This window comes from Faecalicatena sp. (assembly GCF_058819085.1).
Genome location: NZ_JBZUUL010000002.1, coordinates 228,577 through 253,425, shown reverse-complemented (window position 1 = coordinate 253,425; position 24,849 = coordinate 228,577). Strand labels below are relative to the sequence as shown.

Annotated in this window: 20 protein-coding genes; 14 read left to right on the top strand and 6 right to left on the bottom strand. The window is 46.4% G+C overall.

Features of this window, described 5'->3' with window-relative positions; translation table 11 throughout:
• The first annotated feature begins 129 nt into the window (after positions 1 to 129).
• On the top strand, positions 130 to 747 hold the full coding sequence (locus tag AC4OGX_RS01240; RefSeq protein ID WP_493327974.1) for a flavodoxin family protein: 618 nt from the start codon (positions 130 to 132) through the stop codon (positions 745 to 747).
• Here AC4OGX_RS01240 and AC4OGX_RS01235 read toward each other — a convergent pair.
• Positions 740 to 2,650 (bottom strand): sensor domain-containing diguanylate cyclase, encoded by a 1,911-nt coding sequence (locus AC4OGX_RS01235; RefSeq protein WP_493327973.1) that lies wholly within the window; start codon positions 2,648 to 2,650, stop codon positions 740 to 742. The genes AC4OGX_RS01240 and AC4OGX_RS01235 overlap by 8 nt on opposite strands.
• A gap of 585 nt (positions 2,651 to 3,235) precedes the next feature.
• Between AC4OGX_RS01235 and AC4OGX_RS01230 the strand changes: the two genes are divergently transcribed.
• Positions 3,236 to 3,493: a TfoX/Sxy family protein gene (locus tag AC4OGX_RS01230; protein ID WP_493327972.1), complete on the top strand. Its 258-nt coding sequence runs from the start codon at positions 3,236 to 3,238 to the stop codon at positions 3,491 to 3,493.
• Between the two features lie 7 nt (positions 3,494 to 3,500).
• Entirely contained in the window at positions 3,501 to 3,881 is a 381-nt protein-coding gene (locus tag AC4OGX_RS01225) for an MmcQ/YjbR family DNA-binding protein (protein ID WP_493327971.1), read from the top strand.
• A 79-nt stretch (positions 3,882 to 3,960) separates the two neighbouring features.
• Here AC4OGX_RS01225 and AC4OGX_RS01220 read toward each other — a convergent pair whose 3' ends face one another.
• On the bottom strand, positions 3,961 to 6,048 hold the full coding sequence (locus AC4OGX_RS01220) for an alpha-helical endospore appendage domain-containing protein (RefSeq protein WP_493327970.1): 2,088 nt from the start codon (positions 6,046 to 6,048) through the stop codon (positions 3,961 to 3,963).
• Between the two features lie 3 nt (positions 6,049 to 6,051).
• Positions 6,052 to 6,354: an alpha-helical endospore appendage domain-containing protein gene (locus AC4OGX_RS01215; protein WP_493327969.1), complete on the bottom strand. Its 303-nt coding sequence runs from the start codon at positions 6,352 to 6,354 to the stop codon at positions 6,052 to 6,054.
• Between the two features lie 231 nt (positions 6,355 to 6,585).
• On the opposite strand from AC4OGX_RS01215, the gene AC4OGX_RS01210 reads away from it, so the two are divergent.
• The 7 genes from AC4OGX_RS01210 (at position 6,586) to AC4OGX_RS01180 (ending at position 15,740) form a co-directional block, all read left to right on the top strand.
• On the top strand, positions 6,586 to 7,557 hold the full coding sequence (locus AC4OGX_RS01210) for an alpha-helical endospore appendage domain-containing protein (RefSeq protein ID WP_493327968.1): 972 nt from the start codon (positions 6,586 to 6,588) through the stop codon (positions 7,555 to 7,557).
• Between the two features lie 85 nt (positions 7,558 to 7,642).
• The gene (locus tag AC4OGX_RS01205; protein WP_493327967.1) at positions 7,643 to 8,701 is read left to right on the top strand and encodes a cobalamin B12-binding domain-containing protein; all 1,059 of its coding nucleotides are present in this window, start codon (positions 7,643 to 7,645) and stop codon (positions 8,699 to 8,701) included.
• The gene (locus AC4OGX_RS01200; protein ID WP_493327966.1) at positions 8,680 to 10,422 is read left to right on the top strand and encodes an EAL domain-containing protein; all 1,743 of its coding nucleotides are present in this window, start codon (positions 8,680 to 8,682) and stop codon (positions 10,420 to 10,422) included. The genes AC4OGX_RS01205 and AC4OGX_RS01200 overlap by 22 nt, the downstream gene beginning before the upstream one ends.
• 259 nt (positions 10,423 to 10,681) lie before the next feature.
• The gene (locus tag AC4OGX_RS01195) at positions 10,682 to 11,911 is read left to right on the top strand and encodes a dicarboxylate/amino acid:cation symporter (RefSeq protein WP_493327965.1); all 1,230 of its coding nucleotides are present in this window, start codon (positions 10,682 to 10,684) and stop codon (positions 11,909 to 11,911) included.
• A gap of 85 nt (positions 11,912 to 11,996) precedes the next feature.
• Positions 11,997 to 13,490: an IMP dehydrogenase gene (locus AC4OGX_RS01190; protein WP_493327964.1), complete on the top strand. Its 1,494-nt coding sequence runs from the start codon at positions 11,997 to 11,999 to the stop codon at positions 13,488 to 13,490.
• A 414-nt stretch (positions 13,491 to 13,904) separates the two neighbouring features.
• The gene (locus tag AC4OGX_RS01185) at positions 13,905 to 14,441 is read left to right on the top strand and encodes a V4R domain-containing protein (protein WP_493327963.1); all 537 of its coding nucleotides are present in this window, start codon (positions 13,905 to 13,907) and stop codon (positions 14,439 to 14,441) included.
• A 9-nt stretch (positions 14,442 to 14,450) separates the two neighbouring features.
• Positions 14,451 to 15,740, top strand: a complete 1,290-nt coding sequence (locus tag AC4OGX_RS01180) for a diguanylate cyclase domain-containing protein (RefSeq protein ID WP_493327962.1) — start codon at positions 14,451 to 14,453, stop codon at positions 15,738 to 15,740.
• Positions 15,741 to 15,822: 82 nt separating this feature from the next.
• Here AC4OGX_RS01180 and AC4OGX_RS01175 read toward each other — a convergent pair whose 3' ends face one another.
• The 3 genes from AC4OGX_RS01175 to ade form a co-directional block, all read right to left on the bottom strand.
• Positions 15,823 to 16,488, bottom strand: coding sequence for a hypothetical protein (locus AC4OGX_RS01175; RefSeq protein WP_493327961.1), 666 nt, complete (start codon positions 16,486 to 16,488; stop codon positions 15,823 to 15,825).
• A gap of 183 nt (positions 16,489 to 16,671) precedes the next feature.
• A complete protein-coding gene (locus tag AC4OGX_RS01170) occupies positions 16,672 to 17,229 on the bottom strand; it encodes a TetR/AcrR family transcriptional regulator (RefSeq protein ID WP_493327960.1) in 558 nt (185 codons plus the stop codon).
• 231 nt (positions 17,230 to 17,460) lie between these two features.
• Positions 17,461 to 19,191, bottom strand: coding sequence for an adenine deaminase (ade, locus tag AC4OGX_RS01165; RefSeq protein ID WP_493328098.1), 1,731 nt, complete (start codon positions 19,189 to 19,191; stop codon positions 17,461 to 17,463).
• Between the two features lie 269 nt (positions 19,192 to 19,460).
• Here ade and AC4OGX_RS01160 point away from each other — a divergent pair, with 269 nt between their 5' ends.
• The 4 genes from AC4OGX_RS01160 to AC4OGX_RS01145 all read left to right on the top strand — a co-directional run bounded on the left by AC4OGX_RS01160 (position 19,461) and on the right by AC4OGX_RS01145 (position 24,675).
• Positions 19,461 to 19,673, top strand: a complete 213-nt coding sequence (locus AC4OGX_RS01160) for a helix-turn-helix transcriptional regulator (protein ID WP_493327959.1) — start codon at positions 19,461 to 19,463, stop codon at positions 19,671 to 19,673.
• A gap of 219 nt (positions 19,674 to 19,892) precedes the next feature.
• Positions 19,893 to 20,456: a sigma-70 family RNA polymerase sigma factor gene (locus tag AC4OGX_RS01155; RefSeq protein ID WP_493327958.1), complete on the top strand. Its 564-nt coding sequence runs from the start codon at positions 19,893 to 19,895 to the stop codon at positions 20,454 to 20,456.
• Positions 20,457 to 20,467: 11 nt separating this feature from the next.
• Positions 20,468 to 21,607 (top strand): DUF4179 domain-containing protein, encoded by a 1,140-nt coding sequence (locus AC4OGX_RS01150; RefSeq protein WP_493327957.1) that lies wholly within the window; start codon positions 20,468 to 20,470, stop codon positions 21,605 to 21,607.
• A gap of 197 nt (positions 21,608 to 21,804) precedes the next feature.
• The gene (locus AC4OGX_RS01145) at positions 21,805 to 24,675 is read left to right on the top strand and encodes an ATP-binding protein (RefSeq protein ID WP_493327956.1); all 2,871 of its coding nucleotides are present in this window, start codon (positions 21,805 to 21,807) and stop codon (positions 24,673 to 24,675) included.
• The last annotated feature ends 174 nt before the right edge of the window (positions 24,676 to 24,849 follow it).

Below are 24,849 nucleotides of genomic sequence, written 5' to 3'. Positions count from 1 at the left end.
TATGGAAAAAGACAGAAGCGTGTGGTAAAATGATACATGAATATGACAGAGAACAGACAAGTGGTATTCACCCTATCAACAGAAACACAAGTTTATATGGAAACACGATATGATTAGGAGGCGTTTAAAATGAAGGTATTAATGCTTAACGGAAGCCCGCACAGCAATGGCAATACATATACAGCACTGCGGGAGATGGAGAAGGTGTTTGCAGAGGAAGGAATTGAGACCGAGATCGTCCATGTGGGGAATCAAGCCATCAGAGGCTGCATTGCCTGCAATACCTGCGGCGAAAAGGGCAGATGTGTGTTTGAAGACCCGGTCAATGAGATCGCGCCGAAGTTCGAGGAATGCGACGGGCTGGTAGCTGCCAGCCCAGTCTATTATGCATCAGCGAATGCAACACTGGTCGCACTTCTTGACCGTCTGTTTTACAGTACACACTTTGATAAGACCATGAAAGTAGGAGCAAGTGTGGTAGCAGCGAGAAGAGGCGGATTATCCGCCACTTTTGATGAACTGAACAAGTATTTTACCATTGCAGGAATGCCGGTGGCATCCAGCCAGTACTGGAACAGCATTCACGGAAGAACTCCGGGTGAGGCCGGCCAGGATTTCGAAGGACTGCAGACCATGCGCACCCTGGCAAGAAATATGGCGTTCCTCATCAAGAGTATCCAGCTGGGAAAAGAAGCCTATGGACTGCCTGTGAAGGAGAAGACGACCCCGACCAATTTCATCAGATAGGTGTTTTTTCATGATAGATGGTAAACCCATTTTTCCCTTGCTGTTTTGTCTGGTATAGAGCTTTATCTGCACATTGGTAGAAACAGTCAAAGCCGCTGCAGGTGTCAGAGGACAATGCGACCCCGATACTGGCAGTGATATGACAGTGTGTCTTATCCTTGTTACAGTGCATATCCAGAGCTTTCGATAGCTCCTTTGCTTTTTCTTTCACCCATTTTTCCGAGGGAACTGATATAAAGGCTGCAAATTCATCGCCGCCGATTCTTCCAAGAATATCGGTTTCCCGGAAATTTCTGCGTATAGTATGGGCAAAGCTGGTGATACAGTAATCTCCGAATGCGTGACCATACTGATCGTTTATCTGTTTGAAATTATCGATATCAAAAATGAAAAATGCGTACAGATCATCAGGATGTTTCAAAAGCTGTTCCTGGATCAGGCGCTCCGTAGTTGTCTTGGTATAGAAGCCGGTCATTCCATCCAGCCTAGCCTGCTGTTCCTTCTTCTTTTCGGCGTCTATATTTTTGCGGTAGGAGAACATATGGATGGATTGATCCTCCTTTGAGAAAAACAGGTAGGTTTCCACCCTCGTCCAATGGTAATTGCTCCCATCCTCGGAGATCATGAAATCATAACTTAAATGGTTGTTGCCGGCCTCAAACTCCCGGATGGCATTCTCCGGTGTAAACGTCTGTACATATCCATCACGGAATTCCTCTTTGATATGTCTTTTGGCAATGGCACGCAGTGCCTGGTCAAAGGGCAGCTTCCCTCCCCCCATGCTGCAAAAATACTTTTCAGTAGGCTCACCCACATAACAATTCTTAGTCAGGTTCAGCTCATAAATACTGTCGTAAAGCTGTTCGGTTGCTTTTTTAAACATAGTCTGATGCTCATCAGCCAGCTTCCTGATCTGTCCGTTGAAATTGCGTATGACAGTTGTAATGACGATCAATACGATCAGAATGACCAGCAATATGATAAAAAAGGACTGATAAAGCCGTATCCTCATATCATGGATCATCTGGCTGGTATCCTGCTCCACGATCAGGTTCCAGGATAATTCGGGGATATATCGGCTTACGACGTAACTTTTGTCTACGTTCTGAGAGTCCTTTGTCCATAATTCCAGATTCTTGGAAGCGTCGTTATATTCCAGGACTTTTGATTTAATTCTCTCCTGGTCATAAACCGTAAACCAGTTCTTTTTTTCATACCCTGTATAGGACGTGGATACCTGGATATCTCCGTTCTTATCGACCAGGCTGACCGTGACGTTAAATTTATCTTCATATACCTGAAGCAGTTCCTTTAAATAATCCATCCGAATGCCGACGCCGACTACACCGATGATGCTGCCGTCAGGCCCTTGGATCTTGCAGTTTACAAAGGTGGTGATGACATTTTCGGCGCCGTACACCTGATCATTATCGACATTTAGAGAATATTCCTCCCCGCTGTCAAGGAGATTGAAATACCAATCGTTCTCAGGATCTCCTCTTTCCAGGATGCGGTCCAGCCCGTTAAAGTTGTAGTAGCGTCCGGACCCGGTGGAGACAAGGAAGACAGAATCAAAGTTATATTTCTTCTGGTAAGCCTTCAGATATTTTGCAACAGTATCGATATATTCCTGATCCTTAAGAGTACTGTTTTCCTTATTTATATGATCGATCAGAAGGCTGTCATGAGCCATCGTGAGAGAAATATTGACAGGTTTGGAAAAAAGGGAGGCCAGCTGGTGATAAATCCCGTCGGCAGAAAGAGAGGATACTTGTTCGATATTATTTAAAGAAACTTGATAATTGGCTCGGTAACTGAATATGGCTGTAGCAGCAAACCCCAGGATCAGAATAATGCTGATCAAGACATTTGTTCTCAAAAGCTTGTCATTTTTATTTTTCATTGAAAATCCCCCCAAAAGATTACTATTATGTGATGTGCGGATCTGCAGCATAAGCTGCAGAATAATGCATGCCCTGGCGGGCGGGTCCGCAGCATAAGCTGCAGAATAAGGTCTACCTAAAGGGCGTCCCGCAAATGGATTATTCTGTTTTTATTTCATTCTATCAAATAACAGCTGGTATGAAAAGCGTTTTTTGTGTAATGTATACAAATAAGCTTTCGTAAACCTTACAAATCAGAAAGAAAGGAGCATTATAATTAAAGTATATGTAATCAAAAATGCCATGTGAATTAGATCCAAATTTTATGGAGATTTTATGAGACACATAAAGAAGGGACGAGATTTAAATGGATAACCATGAAATTTTAAAGAAAAACGAAGTGATAAGATTTTGAAAAGCTGTTTTTAAAAATATGAATGTAAAATGGAACACAGGATGAAAGCTCATATTGCAAAAACTCAGAAACATGTATAATTACTAGAGATCACCTTGAATGTACACTTTGAATATGCTATAATTTATAGTATATTCAAAGTGGCTGGATTTTGCAGAATAAAATTACAAAAAAGCAGGGGAGGTGCGGTGTGGGAGAATTATCAATGCTGCCGAATATCGGTAAAGAAGTGGAGAGACAGTTAAATGAGGCAGGAATCAGCACTTATGATGAGTTAAAGGAGCTGGGGGCAGAGCAGGCCTGGCTCAGAATTCAGGAAATCGATGAGTCTGCCTGTATTCACAGGCTTCTGGCTTTGGAAGGAGCGATACAGGGGATGAAGAAAACCTTACTGCCGGATGAGCGGAAAGCACAATTAAAGGAATTTTATCATTGGCATAAGAGATAAGGACAAAATGATGAACAGAGAAGAAGTATTTGCTTATGTAAAGAAGAAATATGGCACAGAGCCGGATTACCCGTGGATGGATCAAAATGCAGTGCTGCGTCATGCGGACAACAAAAAGTGGTATGCACTCGTACTCTCGGTAGGCGCGGATAAGCTGGGGCTGACGAAAGATGAGACAGTCGATGTGATCAATGTAAAATGCGATCCGGTCCTCATCGGTTCCCTGCGGACCAAGAACGGTTTCTTTCCGGCGTACCATATGAATAAAAACAGCTGGATCAGTATCCTTCTTGATCCGGCAGTGTCCGACGGGGAGGTAAAGGGCCTGATCGACCTTAGCTACGAATTGACACAGTCTAAGAGACACAAGAAAAAGAAACAGGAATAAGTAAGGCAGGCGGCGCCCAGGTGCCGCCTGCCTTAAATTCATGACAATAGAAAGTTTGCGCAAGCGTGCTTTCTATCGTTTAGATGTTATCCAGACATTCCTCCAGCTGACAGGATACATTCTGAAGTTTTGCCTGGAGTACGATCTCCAGTCTTGATACGGAGCCGATCATACCTGTCACGGAACGGTTCAGGTCGAACAGTTCGCCGCTGGTGATCCCCTCCATATTGATAAAGCTCTGCATCTTTAGACCCTCTGCATTCAGGATGCGGGCAAGGGCTGCCTCCTGGAGTGCAACTGAGTTGATCAGATCCACAAGAGCCTGGCATCTTGGTGTGAGTATAGTTGTTACGAATGTGGAAGTGTTATTATCCGGGTTCGGGTCGGGTGTGGAAGAAGTAACGACCGCTGTATTGGAAATGCGTCCCTCCGCCTGAGACCCCACGGTCCCGCGGATCAGGATGGTTCTGGATTCCCCTTCGTCCAGGGTCCCCAGGCTTAAGCTTCCGGTCCAGGGCAGGAAGGTTCCCCCTCCATTGATGGAGTATTCTGGTTCAGTAAGAACTGCGGGGGGCGTATCAGTCAGTACGACGTTTTCCGCGGATGAAGGACCGGCATTTGTAACTGTGAGCGTATAGGTCAGTCGTTGGCCCTGCTGTATGGTGGTGCTGCCCGTTTTTGTGACGGACAAATCTGCCAGTGTTCCGGTGACGAGAACCGGCACTTCATTTGATTCCACCTCAAATTCGGCGGGGATCCCTCCTTCCACCGGAGTATAGGAGTAGTTGACGACGGCCTGGTTCAGCGTCGGATTCTGCGCAGGTACGGATTCGGCCAGGGCCAGGAACGTAACTGTGGCAGTCTGCCCTCCCGGGATATTTGGGATCGTAAAGCCTGCATTCGGGTCTGCCGCCGGGATCTGGGTCCCATTGACGGTTACACTGCCGGGGACAAAGTCCAGCCCTTCTGGGACCAGATCTCTGAAAGTTATATCGGTCAGCGGATTCGTACAGGTATTCGTCAGTGTGACGGTATACTCAACATTCTCACCGATACTCACGGAGGAAACGCTGGATGTTTTAACGGGAGTGAATTCACGGATGAGGATTTCCTGGAATGCCACATCATCGATGGCATAATCATTTCCGATCACCTCAGGTCCTTCACTTAGAAATTCAACGGTGAGACTTGTGTTTTCCTGTGAATTGATGACGGTACCGATCTGTTTCCACTCAGGAGCGTTTACGTTCGGCGGGATCAGGACGCCCAACGGAGCACTGTAGAGGACCTGGCTATTTTCATCCAGGATGCGGACACTTAGTTCCGGATCAGGATATCCGGTTACTCTGAACAGATTCAGGATCCAGGCGGTAAACAGGTAGTTGGTATCCGGCTGTACATTTACCACGGCTCTGAAGAAGACGGCGCCGGGATTAAATCCGTTTACGATCATCATGCGCCCGGTTTCATTCCCGGCAGTATGATCCGCGATGCGCCACCACGCACCGATTTCTGAACTCATGGAGTTGTTCATGATGTTCTGTACTGTATATTCCCCGCCAAATGGTGCGAAAACAGCGGGATTCGGGAGTACATACGTGAAGTCAGGCGTGACATCGGGATACGGCTCCGTGGGGGCGCCGGTATTGGCAGGAGTTCCTGCCGGAAAAGAGCCGAAGGTCCCGTTATCTGCGGCCTCGATCAGATTTTCACCGGATATGATGGCACATTGATCCAGAAGTGCCTCGATCGGTGTATAGATGACCGGGCCGTTGTAAAAGTTCTGATTGGTCAGATCTTCCCCCGTTACCGTAACAAGAAGGGTATTCGGTGTCACCGCATCCAGATCGGTAGTTCCGGCCGGGGGACTGGTAACTGCGCTGACCGGGGGATTTATTCCCTGCGGGATACTCCCGGCGGCAGCATTTTGAAAGTTTCCTGGCGTCGGAGCTCCGCCGGCGGTTCCAAAGGATTCGACGATCCGGTAATCACCGTTCGGCACATTGAGGAACGTATAATTGCCGCTGGCATCTGTAAGAACGGTCAGTCTTACATTGGTTGCTGTATTTTGTAAAACAACGGGGATCCCTGCGATCCCGGAGTCACCAGAGGAGAAAGATGCACTTCTGTCCCTGTCGAATATAACGCGTCCTGATATTGTTGCCATAGATTACTCCTCCCTTCCATTTAGATCTGCTTGTGATACATAAGGGCATTGGACAAAAAGCTCCACCTTGCCCTGCAGGATCAGCTCCAGTCTTGTGACTGCACTGACCATCAATTCTGCGGAATGATTCATTCTTAATAATTCATCAGTCGATGTTCCCTCCATATCAATAATGGATTCCATTTTTTCGCCTTCCGCGTTCAAAATATGCGAAAGCGAGGTTTCCTGCATTGCAACGGATTCTATCAAGTTCGTTATAGCCTGGTCTGCTGTTGTGTTTCCAGGCGTGATAATAGGCATACCCATAATAGATCCTCCTGATTTTTGAGTTTATGATAAAGAGCTTTCAGTCAGCTCCATAATTATTCATATGCGAAGGACAGCCTTTTGGTTAGGACGAAAGGGCGGTGTCCGTATTTGCCGGGCAGCATATAGTGAATAGAAAGAGCGGAAAATACGGCTGCGTCTGTCCTGATGGAAGCCGCAGATATGGATTGGGATAAGAAAAATATAAAATAATAAAGAAAGGGAATTTTTATGGAACAAATGTTAGAACTGGCTGCAGTAACCAGTTTATCAGAACAATCACGCAGGCCATACGAGGGAATGGCGTTTGACGGGCAGTTTTTTTACCTGACGCTTCCTTCGGAGCTGAAGATCTGTAGATTCAGCCGGGATTTTATCTATCTGGATCACTGCCAGGTGAAGCGTCCCTATTCATCACTTTGTTATGACAGTGTGGAGTACTGCTTCTGGGCCTCGGATGATCATCTGTCCCATATGGTCTTTAAACTGGATCTGGAATTTGAGGAGACCGGGGAAGTGAATATATGCAAATGCTGCACTGTGGATTCCTGCATATGCAGTTTAAGTTTTCAATGCGAAAGTAATACGATTTTGGCGGCATATGAAAACTGTGTCATAGAAATATCCAAGGACGGAAAAACAGCGCAGGCTGTACAAAGGACGGAAAAGGACAGCAACGTATGTATACTGTCAATTCCTCCGCTTTTGATCCTTGTCCAGAGATGCCGGCAGAGACTGTTTCTTAAGATATTCTGCAGAGAGGAGCTGGAAAAGTGTCTGACGATCCCGGATTGTTATAAGATCAGGGCCGTGATCCTTCGTACCTGCTGTATTAAGGAGGAAAAGCTTGTTCTTTTCATATTGGCACTGGATCAGCATTCCCATCCCTGCATTCTGAAATGTGTGTTGGATTTCTGCAGGAAGGAACTCTGTGACTGCAGTCTCTGCTGCTGTAAGGACAGGGAATGCTTAAGTATCATTGAGTCCGTCGCAAAGTCAGAATGTGCACTGGCTCGTATCCTGAATGCGGAAGCGAAAAAGCTTGAGAGGGCGGTGGAGCTTACGGATGATATCTGTAAGCTGCTGGAAATCAACAGGTCTGTTCAGAAGACCATCACGAAGGTGACTTTCCTGGAGCAGGTTCTCTATGCAAAATTAGAGGCAGCCGTCGACTCTAATGTAGATAAATGCGAAGAAAAATAACGTAAGCCCTGCAAGATAATACTGGTCTTTTGCTATTTATATGTTAAAATAGAGATGTTAATATTGAGAAACAAGGAGTAATGTGATGAGTTTACTAATGATGGAAAACGAACCAAAATTCCAGCATCTGGCCAGGGAGATTTATGACAGACAATTCCAGCTCGACTTTTATGAAGGCATCACACTGACTAATTGTGACAAAGAGAATCTGTATCAGGGAGTTCAGTTTTGTGTAACCTATCTTTATACCGCATATATTTTGGAGGAGCCTAAGATTTTTGAAGAATATGCAAGATGGATTTACCAGCTACTGTGCCCGCTGAAATTAGAAAAGACAAGGGAACAGATATACAAGATGCTGACGGATCATTTTAAGAGCATACACGATGCCATGGGATTCATGAAACCAGAGGAAAAGACAAGGCTGGATGGGCTGCTTCACAGTGCCGCGGATGCCCTGACAAAGGAATATCTTGCAGAGGGCAGCGTAAAGCAGAAGGAACAAAGCGTATATGAGCAGGAGGTCGAGCAGTATCTGGAGCTTCTGAAAAGGTCGGATACGAAGGGGGCCGTATCATTGATCCAGGAATGTATCAATAGAGGTATTTCCTTGTCTTCTGTATATGTGGATATTATTACAGAGGCAATGCGAAGGGTCGGTGAGCTCTGGCACCAGCATGTGATCACTGTGGATATGGAGCATTACTGTACCTCTGTGACCCAGCTTGCGATCTCTCAGATGTTTCCGATCGTGTTTGGGCACGATAGAAGCGTTCCAAAGAGGATGCTGGCGGCCTGTGCAGGAAGTGAATTACACGAGCTGGGGGCGCGTATGGTTGCGGACCTCTTTGAGTATAACGGCTGGGACAGTGTTTACCTGGGGGCAGCAGTGCCATCGGATGCACTTCTGTCCGCAATAGAAGAGCAAAAGCCGGACCTTGTAGCCCTTTCGGTCACCATGCCGCAGCATCTGCCTAAGTGCCGGGAGATGACAGAAGAGATCCGCAGACGATACCCAGAGGTGAAGATCGCAGTCGGAGGAAATGCATTTAAAAGCACAAATGAAATCTGGAGAAACTGGAGTGTAGATGTATATACCTGTGATGCAAGAGAGCTTGTAGCGTGGGCAGAACATACATTGTAAAAATGATGATGATTGGATGTATTGCTTTTTGCGACAGATATGGGAATGTAGAAAGAGTGGTCGAAAGTGTACCTGAAGGGTTCCTGGAAAAAGGACAGAATGCAGGCAGCGTATTTGCGGAGCCTAAAAAGCTGGCCTGCCTTTTAGAAAAGGCAGGCCAGGAGACTGTATCAGACAGCCTGGATCTTTGCAATACCGGACATGAGAGTGCAGCGGTAACGGTAAAGAAGGCCGGCGGCGGTCTGCTGCTGTTGATCTGCCGCCTGGAAGATCCAGGCCAGGAAGCAGTCTGGACTAAGTGGTGCACTCAGCTGTGTGAGGAATCGCAGCTGAAAGACCTGGAAGAATATGGAGAGGGATATTATGAGATCCAGAAGATGAATAATCAGCTGGTCAATTACCAGAGAGCGCTTGCTAAGGCCAACGCGAAGCTAAAGGGTCTGCTGGAGGAGGCGCGAAAGGCAAAATGTACCATAGAAATCCTGGAGCGGGACCCTCTTACCAATCTTTATCTGGAGAACGTATTTTATGACAGAGCCGGGGAGGTGATGAAAGCAAATCCGGAGCTGGATTTTGATATCATTGCCATGGATGTAAAACGTTTCAAGATCGTCAATGATGTTTTTGGCCGTGCAGCGGGAGACCGCCTGCTGGCGGATCTGGCCCTATGTCTTTTGGACAGCCAGATGGGGGAACCGTCCTTATATACAAGGGCAAGAGCGGATATGTTTTTCGCACTGGTGCCCAGGGAGGAAATGGTGTACCAGATCTTGAGCCGTAACATTGAAACGTTGATCGAGAATTATCCTCTTTCCATGAGGCTGGAGGTTAAGATCGGAGTATACCAGGCAGAAGACCGGACGATATCGATTCCCGGCATGTGTGACCGTGCATATCTTGCATCGGAGAGCATCAAAGGGGTATTTGGCAGGAATTTGGCAATTTATGATGAGTCGCTTCGCGAAAAGCTGCTTTTTGAGCAGAAGATCCTGAATACAATGGAGGATTCTCTGAGGCGGGGAGATTTTCATATTTATCTGCAGCCTAAAGTAGAGATCTCAACAGAAAAAAGGATCGGCGCGGAAGTGCTGGTGCGCTGGATACATCCTGAATTTGGGCTGATCTCACCCGGGGATTTCATCCCGGTGTTTGAGCGGAACGGCTTCATTTATTCAATGGACCTCTTTGTGTGGGAACGGGCCTGTGAGCTGCTCAGAAGCTGGAAGGATGCGGGAAGGGAGCGTATCCCGATCTCGGTCAATGTATCAAGAAGAGATATCTATCATGAGGATATGGTACAGAAGCTTTCTGATATGGTCAGAAAGTATGGGATCAGCCCCGGGGAGCTGCATCTTGAGATCACAGAATCGGCGTATGCGGCAGATTCCAGGCAGATGCTTGATGTCATCGGCAGGCTGAGGAAGCTGGGCTTTGTTATTGAAATGGATGATTTTGGGAAAGGATATTCTTCCCTGAACACGCTTTCGGAGCTTCCGGTAGATGTTTTGAAAATGGATCTGGAGTTCTTAAGGTGCGGAGAAAATACAAGGCAGAGAGAGCAGATCATGCAGTTTGTTATCAATCTGGCTGAAGAATTTCAGATGCAGGTGATCGCAGAGGGTGTGGAAAAAGAAGATCAGGCTGAGCTATTGCAGTCAATGGGATGCAGATATGCGCAGGGGTACTTTTTCGGCAGGCCTGTACCGTGCGGAGAATTTTAAACTTATCAGGGAAGCAGCGAAGCGGGCTGCGTATATCAGTTTTGACAGTGTGTACATAAAAGAGGGTACTGTCCAACAAGCGATGATAGCTGTTGGGCAGTACCTTTTTTAAAAATTATGCTTTTAAAATTAAGCTTGTGAATTGTCTGGCAGAATTGTGAATTATCTAACATGACAAAAGATAAAATAAAGATTGCAATATATTTATATATATTTTATAATTTGTATATAAAATATATATAAATTGGAGGACGGAATTATGCAGAAACAAAAGAAAATGTCACTGGCAATGCAGATCTTTATTGGTCTGGCCCTGGGAATTATCGTAGGGCTTATTTTTATGTTCACTGGTAAGGCAGCGTGGGCGGAGAGCTATATCAAGCCGTTTGGAACGATCTTCCTGAACCTGCTCAAGTTTATTGTCGTGCCCATCGTGCTGACCTCGATCATATCAGGGGTCATTTCGATGAGTGATATCAGGAAAGTAGGATCGATCGGATGGAAAACGGTCGTATACTATATGTGTACAACAGCATTTGCAGTTGTGATCGGTCTGATCCTGGCAAATATATTTAAAGGAAGCTTTCATGTTCTTCAGACAAGCGGGCTGGAATACGAGGCAGCGGATTCCGTCAGCTTTATGGATACACTGGTGGGAATCTTCCCGTCTAACTTTATCCAGCCGATGGTGGATGCGACCATGCTTCAGGTAATCGTGATCGCTTTGTTTTTCGGATTTGGCATCATTGTTGCAGGGGAAAAGGGGAAACCTCTGGCAAAAGGGATCAACAGCCTGGCGGACGTCAGCATGGCAGTTATGACGATGATCTTAAAGCTCTCTCCTTATGGTGTGTTCTGCCTGATCATCCCGGTTGTAGCGGTGAACGGGCCGGAGATATTGGGGTCACTGGCAATGGTACTTTTGGCGGCATACATCGCATACATCATTCACGCAGTGGTTGTTTATTCTACAACAGTGAAGACTATGGGCGGAGTTAACCCGATCCAGTTCTTTAAGGGAATGGCTCCTGCGATGATCATGGCATTTTCCAGCGCTTCCTCTGTAGGGACCCTTCCGCTGAATCTGGAGTGTGCGGAAAAATTGGGGGCAAGAAGAGACGTGGCAAGCTTTGTACTTCCTCTGGGAGCTACCATTAATATGGATGGAACTGCAATTTATCAGGGAGTATGTGCTATTTTCATCGCGACCTGCTATGGAGTGGACCTGACCTTAGGGCAGATGGTGACGATCGTACTGACTGCAACCCTGGCATCCATTGGTACGGCGGGAGTTCCGGGAGCAGGCATGGTCATGCTGGCAATGGTACTTCAGAGCGTCGGTCTTCCTGTAGAAGGAATCGCACTGGTTGCAGGTGTAGACCGTATCTTTGATATGGGAAGAACAACGGTCAATATCACCGGAGACGCTGCATGTTCCATTATCATCAGCAGACTTGAGACAAAGAAGGAAGCAAAAACGACAAAATAGAAGAGAGAACGAGAAAAAACGAGGGCTTTCACGAAGGTGCTATTTGTGGTATGATGAGTAAAATAATAAAATTAGGAGGCATATCATGGCATTTTATTTTGACGAACCATCCAGGACTTTTAGTGAATATCTCTTGATCCCGGGGTACTCATCTGCACAGTGTATCCCATCTTCCGTAAGCCTTAAGACTCCACTGGTAAAGTTTGAGAAGGGGAAAGAGCCTGAGATATCCATTAATATTCCGATGGTATCCGCGATCATGCAGTCTGTTTCGGATGACCGGCTGGCGATCGCACTGGCACAGGAAGGCGGGCTGTCCTTTATCTATGGCTCACAGCCGATCGAAGAGCAGGCCGGGATGGTGAGGAAAGTAAAACATTACCGTGCAGGTTTTGTAGTGAGTGATTCCAATGTTTCACCTGAGATGACGCTGGAAGATGTGCTGGCATTGACGGAGAGGACAGGACATTCTACGATCGCGGTGACAGAAGACGGCAGCCCCAGCGGGAAGCTGCTTGGAATCGTTACGAACAAGGATTACCGGGTGAGCAGGATGGGGATGGATACCAGGGTGAAAGAGTTCATGACTAAGCTTGAGAACCTGGTGTATGCAGATGAAGATACGACACTCAAGGAAGCCAATGATATCATCTGGGAGCATAAGATCAATTGTCTGCCTCTTGTGAATAAGAATCAGGAATTAGTGTATCTGGTCTTCCGTAAGGATTATGATACCCATAAGAAGAATGAGAATGAATTGATCGACAGCTCTAAGCGCTATATGGTGGGAGCAGGTATCAATACGAGGGATTATGCACAGAGGGTGCCGGCCCTTGTAGAAGCAGGAGCAGATGCCCTGTGTATCGATAGTTCAGAAGGATTTTCAGAGTGGCAGAAGCTGACCATTGACTACATCAGAGAGAATTACGGTGATCGTGTGAAGGTTGGTGCAGGAAATGTAGTGGATGCGGAAGGATTCCGTTTCCTGGCGGAAGCAGGAGCAGATTTTGTAAAGGTCGGGATCGGCGGAGGCGCCATCTGCATCACCCGTGAACAAAAAGGGATCGGAAGGGGACAGGCAACTGCCCTGATCGAGGTGGCAAAGGCCCGTGATGAATATTATAAGGAGACGGGGATCTATGTGCCGATCTGTTCTGACGGAGGAATCGTGCATGACTATCATATTACACTGGCACTTGCAATGGGAGCGGATTTCATCATGCTCGGAAGATATTTTGCAAGATTTGATGAAAGCCCGACGAAGAGGGTGAACATCAACGGCAGTTATATGAAGGAATATTGGGGCGAAGGAAGTGCAAGGGCAAGGAACTGGCAGCGCTATGATATGGGTGGTGACAAGAAGCTTTCCTTTGAGGAAGGTGTTGACTCTTTTGTACCTTATGCCGGAAGCTTAAAGGATAATGTAAGCCTGACATTGAGCAAGGTACGCTCCACGATGTGCAACTGCGGAGCACTTACGATCCCTGAACTGCAGGAGAAAGCAAAGATCACACTGGTCTCCTCTACAAGTATCGTAGAGGGCGGCGCGCATGACGTCATGCTGCGTGACAAGCGTTAATCAATAGAAAAACCGTGTCGTTTCTGGCACAGCCCATTCTGTCCGGAGGGAGGTTTCTGTAGAGCAGACCACCTGCCGGACAGAATTTTTTTGCAGGCGCAAGTTTCGCCTGCGAAACTCTTTACTAAAGAAAAAGAAGAAAAATAATCGCTCCAGCATATAATGGAATATGTAGAAAAAACAGGAAGATCGTGGAAGAAAAAGACAATAAAGCGGAATATAAATCACACGACACTTCCACGAAAGACGGATTCGTGCTATAATGAATCATAAGTATGCATAAGCGGTTGAGGAAGCTTGGCCGGACAGATGGCTGTATGTATGATGATACCCATAAGAGAGAGACATTCTGCCGATGCATGATATATAAAAGAACTGGTGGGCAAGTTTCAGCTTATAAGGAGGAGTAATAAGATGGCTGAGAATGTATTTCTTGAGAATAAAAAGCAGTTAAGTTTAGCTGAGTATATGAATTTTAATCCGGGTGACAGGGGGAATCTGGGAGAGGAGCTTCCTGTCATCGTTTACCGATTGATGGAATATTCTCTGAGGGAAGAGCTGACAGAGCAGCTCGGTGAGGAAAAACAGATACAGGTTTTTCGGAATGCCGGTTACCGTGCAGGGGTTTACTTTGCGAAGCAGATGCTGGATATGTCCATGACGGTCAATGAGTTTATTGCAGATCTGCAGGCACGAATGGAGGAGTTAAAGATAGGCGTGCTTCGGATCGAAAGCTTAGATCAAAAGACCGGTGTGATCATGCTTACGGTGTCTGAGGATGCGGACTGCTCAGGCCTGCCGCTGCTTGGTGAGACGGTCTGTAATTATGATGAAGGATTTATTTCAGGAATTATGTCTACTTATATGAAAAGAGAGTATAGGGCTGTGGAAGTTGACTGCTGGGCAACGGGAGACAGAGTTTGCAGGTTCCGTGTAGCCCCTGTGGAGTGATGGAACATTATGATGGAGAAAGATAATTGTGAGAAGCTTTTTGAATATCTGCGGAGCATTCTCTATGATTCTGATGTGGAAGAATTGAATATAGAAGAACTCGACGAACCATACCGAAAGCTGGGGCAGGGACTTTCCTATCTGCAGCATGCGGTGGAGGAGATGATGGCTTATTCTGCGGAGCTTTCCAGGGGGAATCTCTCAGGAGTATATCCATCCAGGGAAAATATGCTGTGTTCAAATTTAAAGAACCTGCATGCGAATCTGAATCATCTTACCTGGCAGGCCAAACAGGTTGCTGCCGGGGATTATTCACAGCATGTTTCCTATCTGGGAGAGTTTTCCGAGGCCTTTAACACCATGACAGACCAGCTTCGGGAAAGGGAATCCCTCTTGAAGAAGGAGGCACAGAAGGTCCAAAAGAGGGCAGAAGTGATCGAGAGTTATAATGAACTCCTGGTAGAGATGACACATAAGAGGAATGAATGGATCCTGGTTGTGGATGAAGTGAGCAGGGAGATCGTGTACTGCAATAAACGAAGAGATGATAACGGGCTTATTGTGGACAGGAGGGAAAAGTGTAACCGGGATGATCAGGTGAATTCAGACTTCTGTGTTAGATGTATGGACCGGCTCAGTTTCCTGAATAATATCCTGAACTGGCAGGACAGTGAGCAGTATAAGGTATGGGAGATGGAGGATGACGAGAAGGGCGTTTTCAGGGTGACCACCTTCTTGATCGAATGGCGCGGGCGCAATGCCTTTGCTCATATCGTCGTAGATATCACACAGGAGAAAGAGGAAGCCGAAAAGCTGACCAGCAAGGCATATTATGATTCTGGAACAGGAATCCGTAACAGGTTATACTTTAATGAGTATATGGAGATGCTCCAAAAAGGGAACATAAATGTCACGCTTTGTTATCTGGATCTGGACGGCTTAAAGCTTGTCAATGACAAATACGGGCATACAGAGGGCGATATCTACATCCGCAGCTTTGTCAGCCTGATACAGAGCGCCTTCCGCAACACAGATGTTTTTGCACGTATCGGCGGGGACGAATTTTGTATCGTGCTGCCGAATAACCACCGGGAATCCGTGGAGAAAAAATTGGACGGACTTCTGCATGAATTTATCCTGGAGAATGACAAACCTTATCCGAGAAGCTTTAGTTACGGTCTGGTCGAGATCAAGGACTGGTCCGGCGGGCAGACGATCGAGGAGATCATCAAGCGGGCGGATACAGAGATGTATAAATGTAAAAGGATCAATAAAAAGAAATATCATAAGCTGGGATAGCGGCTATAAGGACGCGGCGGGGACAGACCCTGCCGCGTCTTCGTTTGTTCATGACAATAGAAAGTTCGCGCAGGCGTGCTTTCTATCGTTGTGCGGATCTCATATCAAAGTATCCGATCAGAACGGTCCATACATAGGCACAGGTCTTCGGGATCATGAGCATTCCTAAAAGCGGAATGGTATCTGCAAACAAGACCACCGGAATATAGAATGCAAAGCTAAGTACAATGGTCAGCCACATAAAGCGGAAGGAGCGGTCATGATGCTTTCTGGCAGACTGATAGAACAGGACGATCACCAGGATTCCCAGCATTGCAAAGGGAATATTGCGGTAGATCCCCCAGCTTAAAGGAGCATCTGCACTGGTCCACGCATTCTGCGGGAACAGACAGAGGATGACCCGTGCAGCAGACAGAAGATAGACAGCTGTCGTAAGCCCATTTTTTCCCTGGATCTGGTAGCGGAGCCTCCATACATAGTAGAGAAGAATATAAAAAATAGTCATGGTGACAGAGGTGATCAGCTTTCCGATGCCCAGGGCCTGGGTATAATTTTCAAGTCCTGTCGTGCAGAGTGCAAAGGCACGGGGAACAAGATGAAAGGCATCACCTGCCCCCAGAGTGACTGCCATGATCCCGAATAGGAGATATTGTTTCCTGCCTCCATTTTTACGGATCATCAGTACCCCTACGGTAATGACAGTGATCAGATAAACGGTGTCAAAAAGAGTTTCCATAATTGCCTGCATAATAGTTTTCCTTTCTTAATAGAATTGTTTGATAAACTGGTATCCGAATGAAACGTTTTTTGTATTTTCATTATTTGCCACCTAAATAGAACGTTGATCCGCGGCTCCGCAGATGAAACAGTGTTTTTAAATGAACTGCGTTCAGTTTCGCGTAAAAAATTTTCCCGCCTTATGCAGGAAAATTTAATAAATACAGCGTTTTACCATTTCCATAAGAGGTTCACAGCTTTCCTGACCCTCCAATAACATGGATGTGGCAAGCGTAAAGATCATATCGACAAACTGCGCTGGGGTGAAAGTATCATGAAAGGCCCCGTCTCGGACAGCGGTGTCACAGGCCAGTACATGCAGCAGGTTCTGCTTCATATGGCTGAAATAGGATTCCATCATCTGCCGGCCCTTTGCCTTATCATCCACGGCAAAGCTGACCGAGTGCAGGGTAAAGAACCCGGGATATTTGATACATCCTGTCTGGATACGTTCAAACATCCAGGCAAGGCAGTCGGTGAAATGTTTAAATTCCTCAGCTTCCCCGGACATATGAAAGATATCTGTCCAGACATCCTCTACTGTGGCGCTGATCAGATCCGCTTTGGATGGAAAGTAATTATAAATGGATCCTACCGCAACGTTACAGGCGGCGGCCACAGTCCGCATATTGATAGCGGAGATCCCCTTTTCCATAACAAGCCGTCTGCTTTCTGCCAGGATCGCTTCGCGGGAAGTGACTACAGTATTCATATGACGTACCTCCTTAATCTGAACACTGTTCATTATAGACTGATATCATCATTCTGTCAATATAAAATCTTCTGATCTGTAAGAATTTGATCTCTATGGATTTGATCTGTAAGAATTTCATTTGTAAGACGTCCTCATCGAATTAGAAAAGAAAAAAGGAAAGTCCGGCCGGACCTTCCTTTTTAGCAGTGGAGCAGAAAAATCGTCTTATAGGAGACTGCTTTACTATTCTCATGCTTCAATAGGGATGAAGTCAAACTTTGTGACATCAAATAATCCCATATCGGTCAGTTTTAGTTCCGGGATCACAGCCAGTGACATGAAGCACAGTGTCATGACCGGTTCTACCTCCCCGCTGATCCCCAGCTCTTTGAAAGCGGCATCGTGGATCAGGTTCAGTTTTTTGTCCACCCATTCCCCGCTTTGGTCACTCATCAGACCGCCCAGCGGCATTGGCATGGACTCAACGACTCTGCCGTCCCTTACAAGCACGATCCCGCCGTTCTGGTCGATGAGCTTTTCTACGGCATATGCCATGTCCTCATCGGTTACACCGACCACAATGATATTGTGGGAATCATGGGCAACGGAGAGGGCCACGGCGCCTTCTTTGATCCCATATCCCCGAAGCAGAGCAGAAGCTACATTTCCGGTTTCGTGATGGCGCTCCACCACAGCAACCTTTACGATATCTACATTTGGATCCCGGACAAAGTTACCTGTCTTATCAATCGCTACATCAGCAATGCCTTTTCCGGTCACAACACCGCCAGGCAGGATGTCGATTACATGGACGTGACCTGACTTAAGATGGAGCTTGAGCTTTTCCTGAGAAAAATCTTTTACATGGAAACTGCCCTTTACGGGTGTATTATCATACTTTTCTACCGGCAGCAGATAGTTACCGTCCTGGGCGGCAAGCTTTCCTTCGATCCAAACCTTTAAGACCTTGAAGTCTTTGAGGTTATCAAGCAGTACAATATCCGCACGAAGGCCGGGGGCAATAGCACCGCGGTCGTACAGGCGGAAACATTCTGCTGCATTTAAGGTTGCCATGCGGATGGCTGTGATCGCATCCACGCCCTCCTTAACACAGATACTCAAGTGATTGTCAAGATGCCCCAGCTCCAGGATCGTCTTTGGCTGGCGGTCATCCGAGCAGAGCAGACAGCGTCTGCTGTTCATTTGTATCAGCCCTTTCAGCAGCGGGCGAAGGTCGTGGCATGCGGACCCCTCTCTTAGGAGCACATATAACCCGCGGGAAATGCGGTCCTGCATTTCTTCGACGGTAGAACACTCATGATCCGTATGGACTAAAGCGGCAGCGTAGGCGTTCAGATCATTGCCAGAGATTCCCGGGCTGTGTCCGTCGATCAGCTTACCGGTATCTTTTGCGGTCATGATCTTGGCAAGGTCGCTTTTATCGGCGCCGATCAGGCCGGGGAAGTTCATGTATTCACCCAGTCCCAGGATACGTTCGTCACGGATAGGCTCCTCCATAGCCTTGGCATCGATATTGGCACCGGAATTCTCAAAAGGTGTGGCCGGAACACAGGAGGGCAGCATATATTTGATATCCAGAGCCGTACCCTCAGATGCATCCAGCATGTAGTTAAGCCCCTGTATTCCACAGACATTCACGATCTCGTGGGGATCTGCAATGATCGTGGAAGCGCCGTGGGGTACAAGGAGACGTCCGATCTCTTCCGGGCTTACATAAGAGGATTCAATATGGATATGGCTGTCGATAAATCCCGGTGCAGCGTATCTTCCTTTGGCATCGACTACTTCTTTCCCCTCGTAGGTTCCGACCCCGGCGATCAATCCATCACACAAAGCGATGTCTCCGTCGATGATCCCCCCATTATACACATCGATTACTTTACAATTTTTGATGACTGTATCGGCTGGAGTTCTTCCGGCTGCTACATCGATCAGTTTTTTTAAATTTTCCTGACTCATCTTGCTCATGAACAGTACCTCCCTAAGTATAGTATTTACATTTTACCACAAGATTGTTTGTTTTTCCTTATAATTATTTGGTAAAATAGTTAGTATGACATATGGAACAAAATAATAAAATGTTGCAATATGTAACAATTTATTGATATTGATCAGATTAAACTGTATGATATTTTCCAAAGCAGATGTGATGAATGAAGGAGAGGGGGAAAATACATCTGCCATTCCTGCTTTTTGAAGCAATAAATAAAAAATGAGGAGTGGAAACCATGATAAGCAATACAATTGGAAGAAATATCAGAGGTCTCAGGAAACAGCATAATCTGACGCAGGAACAGCTGGCACAGCAACTGAACATGAAGCGGCAGACATTATCAAACTATGAGATCGGGAAAAGAACACCCGATATCTACGAATTAATCACATTAGCTGATCTTTTCAATGTCACACTTGACCAGATCGCGGGGCGGAAAGCCAGATGATACAGCAGCCGCCGCTATGAGGAAGCAGCAAAGCGGACTTTAAAGATCCGTTTTGAATGGATGCAGGGCATTAATGAGGGATTTTGTTGACAGGGTCAAAAGCGTTGTTTGGGCTCTGTCACCAAAGTTCCTATTTTTTTGAAACTTTTCACGGACAAGATCTATCTAATAGGTATCAATCGATTGAGAAAAGCATGGATACTATGAATCAGTTTATGAATGGAAATACGAAGTGACAGACAGCAGGTAAGGGGGAGTTTGATGGTGGTGAATTTGGTGAAGCAGGCACAAGCTGGGGATCAGGATGCATTTATAGCACTGATCGAAGAGCAGAAGCAGGCACTTTATAAGGTTGCCGTCAGTATGTTAAAGAACGATGCGGATGTAGCAGATGCGATCCAGGACACAGTGCTGAGCAGCTATGAAAATCTAAAGGGGCTCAGGGAGCCTAAGTATTTTAAAACGTGGCTGACCAGGATACTGATCAATCATTGTAAGCGGATCTTGAAGGAACGTAAAAAGGTGGTGCCTATGCAGGAACAGTTGGAATCTAAGGAGATGCAGGTGGATACGTCTGGGCGGGAGTTTTTAAGGCTGTTAAATGAACTGGAGGACCAGTACAGGACCATCCTTCTGCTATACTATGTGGAAGGGTTCAGCATCAAGGAGATCGGCGCTATTTTGGAGATGAACGAGAACACTGTGAAAACGAGGCTGGCGCGTGGCCGGATTAGCTTTAAAAAGGTTTATCTAAAGGAAAATCCGGCTTCTGTATATGAATAGGAGGGTGCAATATGGCAAGGTCTGACTATGATCAGGAAGTAAAGAAAATGCTGCAGGAGGAGATAGAGATACCCAAGGCAGTGGAGGATAGTTTAGAGGATGCATATGACAAGATCAGGCGGGGAGAGGTGAAGATGAAGCGGCTTCAAGGAAGAAAAAGAAAGAGGCTTTATCAGAAAGCCGGGATCGCGGCAGCAGCGGCCTGTATGGTGATTGCCCTGACAGGGATCTTTTATGCGAATCCGGCACTGGCTAAGGATATCCCTATTTTAGGAGATGTATTTAAAAGGATTCAGGAGAAGAGGGATGAAAGTCCATATCCTGATAAGGATAAAACGGCTTATGATAAAATTGCAGAGCATTCCAAGCCGGTAGAAGATCCTACGAATGTGGCAGTGGATCAAGGGGTCACAATGAAGGTCTCAGATGCATATTGTGATGGGTATGACTTGTACTTTACTCTGTCTCTAACGACGGAGGATGAGGAGATGAATACTGCGGACCGGATCACCCTTTTGTCTTACCGGGAAGGAGATCCTATCCCATTTTTAGCATCGCTTACGATTGACGGTGAGGAGGTATATCCTTCGTCATCGATGACAGTCAATAAAATGGATGACAATGTCTATGCAGCGCTTATCAGAGTCCAGTCAATGAGCATGCCGAAGGGAACTTTTCCTGAGAAGATGTCTGTCTTACTGGATGTCGGGGGTGTCTGCGGGCAGAAAGATGGTATGGTGGAAACAGGGGCTGTGTCAGGATTTAAGAATATCGACGGTTCCTGGAAGCTTGCATTCGATGCCAGGATGGATACATCCAATAATACAACGGCTAAGCCACAGACAGAGAAGGACGGTTTCGTGGTAGAAGAGGTGACGAAGACTCCAAGTAATATGTATATAACACTGGCAGTTCCGGCCGAGTGGGCAGTAAAGAATCCGGCAGAGGTCCTGATGGATACAGCGGGTAACCGGATCTATGGGGAGAGCAGCCGGATCGTGGAACAGGAGGACGGAAGCTGGATCAAGTATATGATTTTTGACCAGACAGATGCGGACCAGTTTACCCTTAAGATGTATGATAAGAATGCTGATATAGGGGAGAATGAGTCGGTTCCGCTGATCACGGAGATTTCATTTTCTATGGAATAAGCTCAAAACGGTGGTAAAAAAAGCAAAGGGGTACAGACTCCTTTGCTTTTTTAGTCTGCTTTTTTATGAGTGGAATAAGCTTGATTAAATTGCAAATACTGTGTGATTCATGTATAATAAATATATTCGGGAAAAACCGTAGAAACATGGAAAATAAGGGAATCCCAGATTGTCAGGAAGGGCGCACGGGAGGAAAAATGGGACAGGATAAAGGAAAAAAGAAAAGAACTGGAATCACACAGCTGTTTTCTGCGATACTGATCATCATCATGATGGTTTCCTGTTTGGAAATTACGGCAGAGGCAAAAGAACAGAAAGGGGATCCTTCGAACAAGGTCAGCAGGGTACTGCGGGTTGCTTTCCCGGAGACTCCGGGGATCAGTGAGATAGACGAAAACGGAAACCATAAAGGGCTGATGGTGGATTTCCTAAATGAGATCGCAAAGTATACGGACTGGAAGTATGATTACATCGAGGCGGATGCAGAGACCATGACGGATAATTTTATTGCCGGCGAGTATGATCTGATGGGCGGGGTCTTTTATTCCCCGGAACTGGAAGAGTATTTTGCATATCCGAAGTACAGGATCGGCAGCAGCCGCGGGGTTATTCTGTGCAGAGTAGAGGACTCGGAGATTAAGAGCTATGAGCTGACAAGCCTGAACGGAAAAACGATCGGAGTGTATGACCGGGCAAAAGCAAAGATTGCATATCTGAAGGAATTTCTGGAAAAGAACAGCCTGGACTGTACGATAAAATATTACAGTCATGAAGATATGGGAGAATCCGAGAATCTGTACCGGCAGCTGCGGGACGGCGAAGTAGATATGCTCATGGGAAATGATTCTGACAAAGAAGAGGACTTCCGTATCGTTACATCTTTTGATGCGCAGCCTTATTATCTGGTTACCCAGGTTTCTGAGCAGGGGATATTAAAAGAGCTGAATGAGGCGTTGGAAGCGATCATGGATGCGGATCCGGAGTTCGCGGAGAAAGAGTATGAGGAGAATTTTCCGGACGTAAAAGATGCGGACATTCAGCTGACAGAGAAAGAGGAAGCGTATTTAAGGGAGAAGAAGGAGATCGCGGTTGCGATGGTGAGGGACTGGCATCCGTTTTACTGTGTAAATGATTCAAAGGACGAGCATGACGGATTATTGCCGGAGATGTTTGACCGTATGTCTGAATATTTGGGGATTTCTTTTCACTATGTATTTACGGACACTTACGAAGAAGCCATCGATCAGGTCAATCAGGGAAGAGCGGATGTGCTGGGGGCATATCTCGATTCAAATGAACATGCATTTGACGCGGGACTGGCACTGACGAAGCCTTATATTAACCTGAACAGCATCATCATTAAGAACAAATCAGTAAACTATCCCGAGACAGGGATGATAGGCGGGATCATAGAAGGCAGGGAGATGCCCGGAGACATTAAGACAGAGGAGATCAGGTATTATGGTGATACCGAAGAGGGCATGAAGGCAGTGAACGATGGGGACATCGATTTTTTCTATGGGATTTCTGCAAATCTGGACAAGGAAATGCAGAATCATCATTTCCCGAACATTGTTCCTGTTACCCGTGTTAATAATAAAACGAGTGTATCACTTGCTATGTCCCGGCCGATCGATAAGACTTTGTTTGGGATCATGAACAAGGCCATCGGCAGTATTTCCACAAAAGAGATGAATACGATGCTTGATAAGAGCATTGTCTCTATGGGATATACAAGAGCCACTTTTTCGGAACTGATATATGCGAATCCGGTTGCATTTGTTTCAATCTTATGTGGGGTTTTACTTTTGATCATGGCGGGAGTGATCCTTGCGGCGAGAGCAAAGGTGAAGAATACACTGATGGCGGGGGAATTGGAGCGGGCCGAAGCAAAGAGCCGTGCGAAGAGTGAATTTTTATCCAAGATGAGCCACGAGATCAGAACACCGATGAATGCGATCATTGGCCTTTCTGACATAGCGGGGATGAAAGAGGAGGTTCCAGATCCGGTCAAGGAGATTCTTGGAAAGATCAGAGCATCTTCCCGTTATCTGCTTTCCCTGATCAATGATATCCTGGATATGTCGAAGATCGAGAATGGAAAAATGGAGATCAATGAGGAAGCATTTTCGATCAGAAAGATCGCAGATGAATTGATCCTGATGATCGAGACACAGGCCGAAATGAAGGAGATCTCTTTTAAAGCCCGGACAGAGATCAGGCATGAAATGCTGCTGGGTGATGCGGTCCGTATCAGACAGATACTGTTGAATCTGTTATCCAATGCCATTAAGTTTACATCCAGTGGAGGAGAGATTATCTTGACGGTCAAAGAGAAGACATTCGACGGAAAAAAGGCGGTCTTTGCTTTTGAGGTTCAGGATACAGGGGTCGGCATTGCACAGAAGAATCAGGAAAAGATATTTAAGACCTTTGAACAGGTCGGCAACAATATGGCTAAGAGTGAGGGAACCGGACTTGGACTTTCTATCAGCAGCCATATCGTTGGTCTGATGGGCGGCAGTCTTCAGGTTGAGAGTCAGGTTGGTGAAGGAAGCAGATTTTTCTTTAGTCTTGCGTTTCCGGTAAGCAGCCTGGAGGAAATTAAGTCTGTAGAAGGCCCTTCGAAGGAGGAGGCCAGAGAAGGGGATTTTTCCGGCATGAGGATTCTGCTTGCGGAGGATAACGATTTGAATGCAGAGATCGCAAAGGAGCTCTTGGAGATGCGCGGGGCTAAAGTAGACCGTGCAGCAGACGGGCAGCAGGCGCTGGAAATGTTTGAACAAAGCGAGGCAGGATGGTATCAGGCGATCCTGATGGATATCAGGATGCCGAAAAAAGACGGGCTTGAGACAGCAAGGGAGATTCGGGAAGGAGACCACCCGGATGGAAAGGATATCCCGATTGCAGCTATGACTGCGAATACATTTAAAGAGGATGTGGAGGCAGCAAGGGACGCCGGGATGAATGCATTCATCCCGAAGCCGGTGGACATGGAATATCTGTGGAAGGTATTACATTCACAGGTTACCCGGGGCAGAGAAGTCACCCATTTTGATAAAGAATAGGGGCAAGAGGTGACAGCCTCTATGAGGTTATGAGGAAGATGGGGTGTGGATACCGAATGCCTGCTATGATTTTTGTTTAATGAAGCGTGTGGGGAGAAAGTGGAAACTTTTTCCCCACATTTTATGTGCCTCTTAATTTGTATAAACTTTATAGAATGTTAATTGACTGCGCAT

Bases quoted from the DNA above. Each gene is read 5' to 3' on its own strand.
- AC4OGX_RS01170 (WP_493327960.1), bottom strand. From the start codon at position 17,229: ATGAATACTGTAGTCACTTCCCGCGAAGCGATCCTGGCAGAAAGCAGA.
- AC4OGX_RS01210 (WP_493327968.1), top strand. From the start codon at position 6,586: ATGGAACAAATGTTAGAACTGGCTGCAGTAACCAGTTTATCAGAACAA.
- AC4OGX_RS01240 (WP_493327974.1), top strand. From the start codon at position 130: ATGAAGGTATTAATGCTTAACGGAAGCCCGCACAGCAATGGCAATACA.
- AC4OGX_RS01175 (WP_493327961.1), bottom strand. From the start codon at position 16,488: ATGCAGGCAATTATGGAAACTCTTTTTGACACCGTTTATCTGATCACT.
- AC4OGX_RS01220 (WP_493327970.1), bottom strand. From the start codon at position 6,048: ATGGCAACAATATCAGGACGCGTTATATTCGACAGGGACAGAAGTGCA.
- AC4OGX_RS01190 (WP_493327964.1), top strand. From the start codon at position 11,997: ATGGCATTTTATTTTGACGAACCATCCAGGACTTTTAGTGAATATCTC.
- AC4OGX_RS01150 (WP_493327957.1), top strand. From the start codon at position 20,468: ATGGCAAGGTCTGACTATGATCAGGAAGTAAAGAAAATGCTGCAGGAG.
- ade (WP_493328098.1), bottom strand. From the start codon at position 19,191: ATGAGTCAGGAAAATTTAAAAAAACTGATCGATGTAGCAGCCGGAAGA.
- AC4OGX_RS01180 (WP_493327962.1), top strand. From the start codon at position 14,451: ATGATGGAGAAAGATAATTGTGAGAAGCTTTTTGAATATCTGCGGAGC.
- AC4OGX_RS01205 (WP_493327967.1), top strand. From the start codon at position 7,643: ATGAGTTTACTAATGATGGAAAACGAACCAAAATTCCAGCATCTGGCC.
- AC4OGX_RS01155 (WP_493327958.1), top strand. From the start codon at position 19,893: ATGGAAATACGAAGTGACAGACAGCAGGTAAGGGGGAGTTTGATGGTG.
- AC4OGX_RS01195 (WP_493327965.1), top strand. From the start codon at position 10,682: ATGCAGAAACAAAAGAAAATGTCACTGGCAATGCAGATCTTTATTGGT.
- AC4OGX_RS01185 (WP_493327963.1), top strand. From the start codon at position 13,905: ATGGCTGAGAATGTATTTCTTGAGAATAAAAAGCAGTTAAGTTTAGCT.
- AC4OGX_RS01160 (WP_493327959.1), top strand. From the start codon at position 19,461: ATGATAAGCAATACAATTGGAAGAAATATCAGAGGTCTCAGGAAACAG.
- AC4OGX_RS01225 (WP_493327971.1), top strand. From the start codon at position 3,501: ATGATGAACAGAGAAGAAGTATTTGCTTATGTAAAGAAGAAATATGGC.
- AC4OGX_RS01145 (WP_493327956.1), top strand. From the start codon at position 21,805: ATGGGACAGGATAAAGGAAAAAAGAAAAGAACTGGAATCACACAGCTG.
- AC4OGX_RS01235 (WP_493327973.1), bottom strand. From the start codon at position 2,650: ATGAAAAATAAAAATGACAAGCTTTTGAGAACAAATGTCTTGATCAGC.
- AC4OGX_RS01215 (WP_493327969.1), bottom strand. From the start codon at position 6,354: ATGGGTATGCCTATTATCACGCCTGGAAACACAACAGCAGACCAGGCT.